An 8,247-nucleotide genomic window follows, 5' to 3' on the forward strand; every position below is an offset into this window, starting at 1 on the left:
GGTGCCGGGGATTAACCCGGCACCAGTGACCTGTTTGAGCGAGAGTTACTCGTCTTCCAGCTCGATGTTGATACCCAGCGAACGAATCTCTTTCAACAGTACGTTGAAGGACTCAGGCATACCCGGTTCCATCTGATGGTTGCCGTCCACGATGTTTTTATACATCTTGGTACGACCATTCACGTCATCAGACTTAACGGTGAGCATTTCCTGCAGGGTGTATGCCGCGCCGTATGCTTCCAGCGCCCACACTTCCATCTCCCCGAAGCGCTGACCACCGAACTGCGCCTTACCACCCAGCGGCTGCTGAGTAACCAGGCTGTAAGAACCGGTAGAACGCGCATGCATCTTGTCATCAACCAGGTGGTTCAGTTTCAGCATGTACATGTAGCCAACGGTAACCTGGCGCTCGAATTGCTCACCGGTACGACCGTCGAACAGTGTGATCTGACCGGAAGTCGGCAGGCCACCCAGCTGTAACAGTTCCTTGATTTCAGACTCTTTCGCACCGTCGAATACCGGTGTTGCGATCGGCATACCTTTACGCAGGTTTTCCGCCAGACGCAGAACCTCATCATCGCTGAAGGTGCTCAGGTCGACTTTCTGACGAACGTCAGCGCCCAGATCGTATGCACGCTGGATGAACTCGCGCAGTTTCGCGACTTCTTGCTGCTGTTTCAGCATGGCGTTGATCTTGTCGCCGATACCTTTCGCAGCCATACCCAGGTGGGTTTCAAGGATCTGACCGATGTTCATACGAGACGGTACGCCCAGCGGGTTCAGTACGATGTCAACCGGCGTGCCGTTTTCATCGTATGGCATATCTTCGATCGGGTTGATCTTAGAGATAACACCCTTGTTACCGTGACGACCTGCCATTTTATCACCAGGCTGGATCTGACGTTTAACGGCCAGATAAACCTTAACGATTTTCAGCACGCCCGGTGCCAGATCATCGCCCTGAGTGATTTTGCGGCGTTTCGCTTCGAGTTTTTTCTCGAACTCGTGTTTCAGTTCGTCATACTGCTCAGCCAGCTGTTCCAGCTGATTTTGTTTCGCTTCGTCGGTCAGGCCGAGTTCCAGCCAGCGGTCGCGCGGCAGCTTGTCGAGCTTGTCAGCTTCAACTCCACCGGAAACCAGCACGCTGTGGATACGGCTAAACAGGCCAGCTTCGAGGATCTGCAGTTCCTCAGACAGGTCTTTCTTCGCCTGTTTGAGCTGCATTTCTTCGATTTCCAGCGCACGTTTGTCTTTTTCCACGCCATCGCGGGTAAAGACCTGAACGTCGATAACGGTACCGGAAACACCGTTCGGTACGCGCAGAGAAGAGTCTTTAACGTCAGACGCTTTCTCACCGAAGATCGCGCGCAGCAGTTTCTCTTCTGGTGTCAGCTGGGTTTCACCTTTCGGCGTTACCTTACCAACCAGAATGTCGCCGCCGGTCACTTCCGCACCGATGTAAACGATACCGGATTCATCCAGTTTGGAGAGCGCGGCTTCACCCACGTTCGGGATGTCTGCGGTGATCTCTTCTGGCCCCAGCTTGGTGTCACGGGACACGCATGCCAGTTCCTGGATGTGAATAGTGGTGAAACGATCTTCCTGAACCACACGCTCGGAGACGAGGATGGAGTCTTCGAAGTTGTAACCGTTCCACGGCATGAACGCTACGCGCATGTTCTGACCGAGCGCCAGTTCACCGAGGTCGGTGGACGGGCCGTCTGCCAGCACGTCGCCGCGCTCAATTGGCTCACCCAGATAAACACACGGCATCTGGTTGATGCAGGTGTTCTGGTTAGAACGGGTGTATTTGGTCAGGTTATAGATGTCGATACCTGCTTCGCCCGGGTACATCTCATCTTCGTTAACTTTGATAACGATACGAGAGGCATCCACGTACTGAACAGTACCGCCACGTTTAGCAACTGCGGTTACACCGGAGTCGACGGCAACAGCACGTTCCATACCGGTACCAACCAGCGGCTTGTCAGCGCGCAGAGTCGGAACCGCCTGACGTTGCATGTTCGCACCCATCAATGCACGGTTGGCGTCATCGTGTTCCAGGAACGGGATCAGGGAAGCACCGACAGAAACCACCTGCTGGGTGGAAACGTCCATGTAGTCAACCTGGTCTGCGCTAAAGAGGCTGGATTCGCCTTTGCTGCGGCAGGTTACCAGATCGTCTACGAAACGACCTTCTTCCGTCAGGTTGGTGTTCGCCTGAGCGATAACGTAGTTACCTTCTTCAATAGCAGAAAGGTAATGGATCTCGTCAGTCACAACGCCGTCGGTCACTTTACGGTATGGCGTTTCGAGGAAGCCGTATTCGTTAGTCTGTGCGTACACGGACAAGGAGTTGATCAGACCGATGTTCGGACCTTCAGGCGTTTCGATCGGACATACGCGACCGTAGTGGGTCGGGTGTACGTCTCGAACTTCAAAGCCTGCGCGCTCACGGGTCAGACCGCCCGGGCCGAGTGCAGAGATACGACGTTTGTGCGTAATCTCGGACAGCGGGTTGTTCTGGTCCATAAACTGTGACAGCTGGCTGGAACCGAAGAACTCTTTAACGGCTGCAGAGATAGGCTTCGCGTTGATCATGTCCTGCGGCATCAGGGTATCCAGATCGCCCAGAGACAGACGCTCTTTCACCGCACGTTCTACACGAACCAGGCCAACGCGGAATTGGTTTTCCGCCATTTCGCCTACGGAACGGATACGACGGTTGCCGAGGTGGTCGATATCATCCACTTCACCGATGCCGTTACGGATACCGATGAGCTTTTTCATCACTTCGATGATGTCTTCTTTGCTCAGGATACCGGAACCTTCGATGCTGTCGCGCAGCAGAGAACGGTTGAACTTCATACGACCAACCGCGGAGAGATCGTAGCGGTCTTCGGAGAAGAACAGGTTCTCGAACAGGCTTTCCGCAGCTTCGCGAGTCGGCGGCTCACCAGGGCGCATCATGCGGTAGATTTCTACCAGCGCGCTCAGACGATCGTTGGTCGGGTCGACGCGTACCGTCTCAGACATGTACGGACCGTGATCCAGATCGTTGGTGAACAGGGTTTCGATACGTTTGTGACCAGACTGGCTCAGTTTCGCCAGCAGATCGAGCGACAGCTCCATGTTTGCCGGGCAGATCAGCTCGCCAGTGGATTCGTCAACGTAGTCTTTAGCCGCAACTTTGCCTGCGATGTACTCTACCGGTACCTCAATGTGTTGAATTTCGTCTTTTTCCAGCTGACGAATATGGCGCGCGGTGATGCGGCGGCCTTTTTCAACATACATTTTGCCGTTTGCTTCGATATCGAAGGATGCAGTTTCGCCACGCAGGCGTTCCGGCACCAGTTCCATCTGCAACTTGTTGTCGCGGATTTCAAAGACAACTTTTTCAAAGAACAGATCAAGAATCTGCTCAGTGGTGTAGTTCAACGCGCGCAGAATAATGGTCGCCGGCAGTTTGCGGCGGCGGTCGATACGCACGAAGAGGTTATCTTTCGGGTCGAACTCGAAGTCCAGCCATGACCCACGGTAAGGAATAATACGTGCGTTATAAAGCACCTTACCAGATGAGTGGGTTTTACCCTTATCGCTGTCGAAGAAGACGCCAGGACTACGGTGCAGCTGAGAAACGATAACACGCTCAGTACCGTTGATAACAAAGGTACCGTTGTCGGTCATGAGCGGAATTTCGCCCATGTAGACTTCTTGTTCTTTAATGTCTTTAACGGTGCCTTCCGGCGCTTCGCGCTCGTAGATCACCAGACGCAGTTTAACGCGCAGCGGAGCGGAATACGTTACGCCACGGATCTGACATTCTTTAACATCAAAAACAGGTTCGCCAAGACGGTAGCTGACGTATTGCAGTTCCGAATTGCCGCTGTAGCTCTTAATCGGGAACACGGAGCGGAAAGCCGCTTCCAGACCGTACTGCCCTTCAGGATCTTGCTCGATAAACTTCTGGAACGAGTCAAGCTGGATAGAAAGGAGATATGGGACATCCAGTACTTGTGGACGTTTACCAAAATCCTTACGAATACGTTTTTTCTCGGTATAGGAGTAAACCATAGGGTTCCTCAGCTCGCTGACAAGTCGACCCACTCTGTCCGTCGAAAGGGACAGTTTATGCAACACTATTTTTTAGACCGGAAAGTGGAGCACTTTCCGCAATGCTTGTTGCTATCACGCTTAAATCATTTCATTGCGATTTACACAGAAAGAACTTTCTGTCGCAGTATATTAAGTCGTCGATAGAAACAAGCATTGTAAAGGCTACTGGCAGTCAAACAGTGTGAAACGCTACCGGTACCTTCTACAGCGCAAAAAGGCTGGTGACCAAAAAGTCACCAGCCATCAGCCTAATTACTCAGGCTGCAACCGGAAGGGTTGGCTTATTTAACTTCAACTTCAGCGCCAGCTTCTTCCAGAGATTTTTTCAGAGCTTCAGCGTCATCTTTGCTCACGCCTTCTTTCAGAGCGGCCGGAGCAGATTCTACCAGGTCTTTAGCTTCTTTCAGACCCAGGCCAGTTGCGCCACGTACTGCTTTGATAACAGCAACTTTGTTAGCGCCAGCGGCTTTCAGAATTACGTCGAACTCAGTTTTTTCTTCAGCAGCATCAGCAGCCGGGCCAGCAGCAACAGCTACAGCAGCGGCAGCAGAAACACCGAATTTTTCTTCCATTGCAGAGATCAGTTCTACAACGTCCATTACGGACATAGCGGCAACTGCTTCAATGATTTGATCTTTAGTGATAGACATTTAAATTGTTCCTGAATATCAGAATAAGTTTATACGTAAGCAAATGCTTTATAAGGAAAACTGCGATTAAGCAGCTTCTTTCGCATCGCGTACAGCAGCCAGAGTACGAACCAGTTTGCCAGCAGAGGCTTCTTTCATGGTTGCCATCAGGCGTGCAATTGCTTCTTCGTAGGTCGGCAGGGTTGCCAGGCGATCGATCTGGGACGCCGGGATCAACTCACCTTCAAAGGCAGCGGCTTTGACCTCAAATTTTGCATTCGCTTTCGCGAACTCTTTGAACAGACGAGCAGCAGCGCCCGGGTGTTCCATAGAGTATGCAATCAGGGTCGGACCAACGAACGCGTCTTTCAGGCACTCAAACTGAGTACCCTCAACAACACGGCGCAGCAGGGTGTTGCGAACAACACGCATGTAAACGCCGGCTTCGCGACCTGCTTTACGCAGTTCGGTCATTTTATCTACGGTAACGCCACGGGAATCCGCAACAACCGCAGACAGCGCGCCTTTGGCTACTTCGCTGACTTCAGCAACAATCGCTTGTTTGTCTTGAAGATTTAAAGCCATTAGCTTTGCTCCTGGATGTTTGCCAGGGCTCATGCCCTGGAACTCACTTCACTCTTCTCAATGAAAAGAGCGTCTTAATACGGTGAGCAGAAACAAGCCAAAGAGTACTTTAAAAATAATCTTTAGGTTCTGTCACCGTCTACGCAGGGAATTAAGCTTCTTACGAAACACCTGCGGTCTTCGACGGAGGCCTGGATTAGGCCAGGCTCCAACGAACAAATTTGTTTGTTTGCTAACTTACGCTAGCAGAACGTGGGGGTAAGATTGTAGACAAATCCACCACCCACGTAAAGGCGAATATTAGTTCGCTACTGCGTTCAGACCAGCCTGGTCTACCGCAACACCCGCCCCCATAGTGGTGGAGATGCTAATTTTCTTGATGTACACGCCTTTCGCCTGAGACGGTTTTGCTTTTTTCAGCGCAACCAGCAGAGATTCCAGGTTTTCTTTCAATTTATCAGCGTCAAAATCCACTTTACCGATGGTGGTATGGATGATGCCGTTTTTGTCGTTACGGTAACGAACCTGACCAGCTTTAGCGTTTTTAACCGCTTCAGCAACGTTCGGCGTTACGGTACCAACTTTCGGGTTTGGCATCAGGCCACGCGGACCCAGAACCTGGCCCAACTGGCCGACAACGCGCATTGCATCCGGAGAAGCAATGACAACGTCGAAGTTCATTTCGCCTTTTTTGATCTGCTCAGCCAGATCTTCCATACCTACCAGCTCAGCGCCAGCTGCTTTAGCAGCTTCAGCGTTCGGGCCCTGGGTAAATACGGCTACGCGAACAGAACGGCCAGTACCGTGCGGCAGTACAGTTGCACCACGTACGTTCTGGTCAGATTTACGCGCGTCGATGCCGAGGTTAACAGCAACGTCTACGCTTTCTACGAATTTAGCAGTGGCCAGCTCTTTCAGCAGAGCAATGGCTTCGTTGATGTCGTACTGTTTGGTCGCATCAACTTTGTCACGGATCACGCGCATGCGCTTGGTCAGTTTAGCCATTTCTTAATCCTCCACTACCAGGCCCATGGAACGCGCAGTACCTTCGATTGAGCGAGTCATCGCTTCAATGTCAGCACCGGTCATGTCCGCGGCTTTAGTCTGAGCAATTTCCTGCACCTGAGCGCGGGTTACTTTGCCCACTTTGTCTTTGTTCGGCTTGCCGGAACCAGACTTGATACCAGCCGCTTTCTTCAGCAGAACTGCTGCCGGAGGCGTTTTGGTAACGAAAGTGAAGGAGCGGTCAGCGTAAACGGTAATAACAACCGGAATCGGCAGACCTTTTTCGATGGAATCAGTTTTGGCGTTAAACGCTTTACAGAATTCCATGATGTTAACACCCTGCTGACCCAGAGCCGGACCAACCGGTGGGCTCGGGTTTGCCATGCCAGCTGCAACCTGCAGCTTGACGTAGGCCTGGACTTTCTTAGCCATTGAAATTTCCTCGTTTGGGTATAGCGCCCCGAAAGGCTCCCCCTGTTTGAATACGTTTTACGGATACGAGACCCATAAAAACAAAAGGCGCGAAATTGTATGTCAATTTCGCGCCCTGTGCAACGTTTGATCGCCGAATATTTAGGCTTTTTCGACCTGGCTGAAATCCAGTTCTACCGGGGTCGCACGACCGAAGATAGAAACGGACACTTTCAGGCGAGACTTCTCGTAGTCCACCTCTTCAACCACACCGTTAAAGTCGGCAAACGGACCGTCGCTAACGCGGACCATCTCACCCGGCTCAAACAGCGTTTTCGGACGCGGCTTATCACCAACCTGTTGCAGGCGGTTCATAATCGCATCCACTTCTTTATCGCTAATCGGCGCCGGACGATCGGACGTGCCGCCGATGAAGCCCATTACGCGCGGAACACTGCGTACCAGGTGCCAGCTAGCGTCATTCATCACCATCTGAACAAGGACGTAGCCCGGGAAGAATTTGCGTTCGCTTTTGCGACGCTGGCCGCCACGGATTTCGACCACTTCTTCAGTCGGCACCATGACTTCGCCAAACAGCTCTTCCATATTGTGTAATTTGATATGCTCGCGCAGCGAAGTGGCTACGCGGCCTTCAAAACCGGAAAACGCCTGAACGACGTACCAGCGCTTTTTAGGAGCTTCAGACATCTCAGAACCTCAGGCCAGTGATAAAGGAAACCAGGCGGACCAGAATACCATCCAGTCCCCACAGGATCAGTGACATGACTGCAGTTACGGCAGCCACGATCAATGTGGTGTGCAATGTTTCCTGACGAGTGGGCCAAATCACTTTACGTACTTCGGTTCTCGCTTCACGGGCAAAAGCAACGGTCGCTTTACCCTTCGTCGTCAACAGCGCGACACCACCTGCTGCAGCAATCAGAATAACAACTGCCAGCGCGCGGAGCGGCAGCATCATGTCACGATAAAGATAGTTGCCAACGATAGCCACGAGCAGCAGTACTGCAACAACAACCCACTTCATCGCTTCCAGGCCGCGCCCGCTCCCTTGAGCTTCGGTATTCGCACTCATAAACCAACCTGTCACAAGAATTCAGACAAACATTTTTGCCCCGCATAAGCGAGGCAACCAAACCGAAATGCTCTGGCGAGATTCGGACTAACGCCCTCTTCAGAGCCTGTCTCAGCAATGATTATGACAAATAAAATCACTGATGAGCCAGGTTCTGGTTCGAAAGCGTACAAAAAGGGCATCAAATGATGCCCTCTTCTTGCGCATTGCGTCAAATGTTATCAGCGATTAGCTGAGAACTTTTGCTACAACGCCCGCGCCAACGGTACGGCCGCCTTCACGGATTGCGAAACGCAGACCATCGTCCATCGCAATCGGGTGAATCAGGGTAACAACCATTTTGATGTTGTCGCCCGGCATTACCATCTCCACGCCTTCCGGCAGTTCGATGGTGCCAGTCACGTCAGT

Annotated in this window: 7 protein-coding genes and 1 pseudogene; all 8 read right to left on the minus strand. The window is 52.0% G+C overall.

Going from position 1 to position 8,247, the window contains the following annotated elements; genetic code table 11:
- Positions 1-45 precede the first annotated feature (45 nt).
- Complete coding sequence (gene rpoB / locus JKP81_RS23025; protein WP_200553600.1) at positions 46-4,074, minus strand: DNA-directed RNA polymerase subunit beta; 4,029 nt, start codon at positions 4,072-4,074, stop codon at positions 46-48.
- Between the two features lie 323 nt (positions 4,075-4,397).
- A complete protein-coding gene (gene rplL / locus JKP81_RS23030; RefSeq protein WP_014882064.1) occupies positions 4,398-4,766 on the minus strand; it encodes a 50S ribosomal protein L7/L12 in 369 nt (122 codons plus the stop codon).
- 66 nt (positions 4,767-4,832) lie between these two features.
- Entirely contained in the window at positions 4,833-5,330 is a 498-nt protein-coding gene (rplJ, locus tag JKP81_RS23035) for a 50S ribosomal protein L10 (protein ID WP_002438625.1), read from the minus strand.
- Between the two features lie 300 nt (positions 5,331-5,630).
- Positions 5,631-6,335, minus strand: coding sequence for a 50S ribosomal protein L1 (gene rplA, locus JKP81_RS23040; RefSeq protein WP_017460030.1), 705 nt, complete (start codon positions 6,333-6,335; stop codon positions 5,631-5,633).
- A 3-nt stretch (positions 6,336-6,338) separates the two neighbouring features.
- Entirely contained in the window at positions 6,339-6,767 is a 429-nt protein-coding gene (rplK, locus tag JKP81_RS23045; protein WP_002438627.1) for a 50S ribosomal protein L11, read from the minus strand.
- 141 nt (positions 6,768-6,908) lie between these two features.
- Entirely contained in the window at positions 6,909-7,454 is a 546-nt protein-coding gene (nusG, locus tag JKP81_RS23050; RefSeq protein WP_006816549.1) for a transcription termination/antitermination protein NusG, read from the minus strand.
- Between the two features lies 1 nt (position 7,455).
- The gene (gene secE / locus JKP81_RS23055; protein WP_003033128.1) at positions 7,456-7,839 is read right to left on the minus strand and encodes a preprotein translocase subunit SecE; all 384 of its coding nucleotides are present in this window, start codon (positions 7,837-7,839) and stop codon (positions 7,456-7,458) included.
- A 228-nt stretch (positions 7,840-8,067) separates the two neighbouring features.
- Positions 8,068-8,247: pseudogene (gene tuf / locus JKP81_RS23060) on the minus strand (elongation factor Tu); the annotation flags it as partial.

This window comes from Kosakonia sp. LAM2021 (assembly GCF_016620385.1).
GTDB classification, from domain to species: domain Bacteria; phylum Pseudomonadota; class Gammaproteobacteria; order Enterobacterales; family Enterobacteriaceae; genus Kosakonia; species Kosakonia sacchari.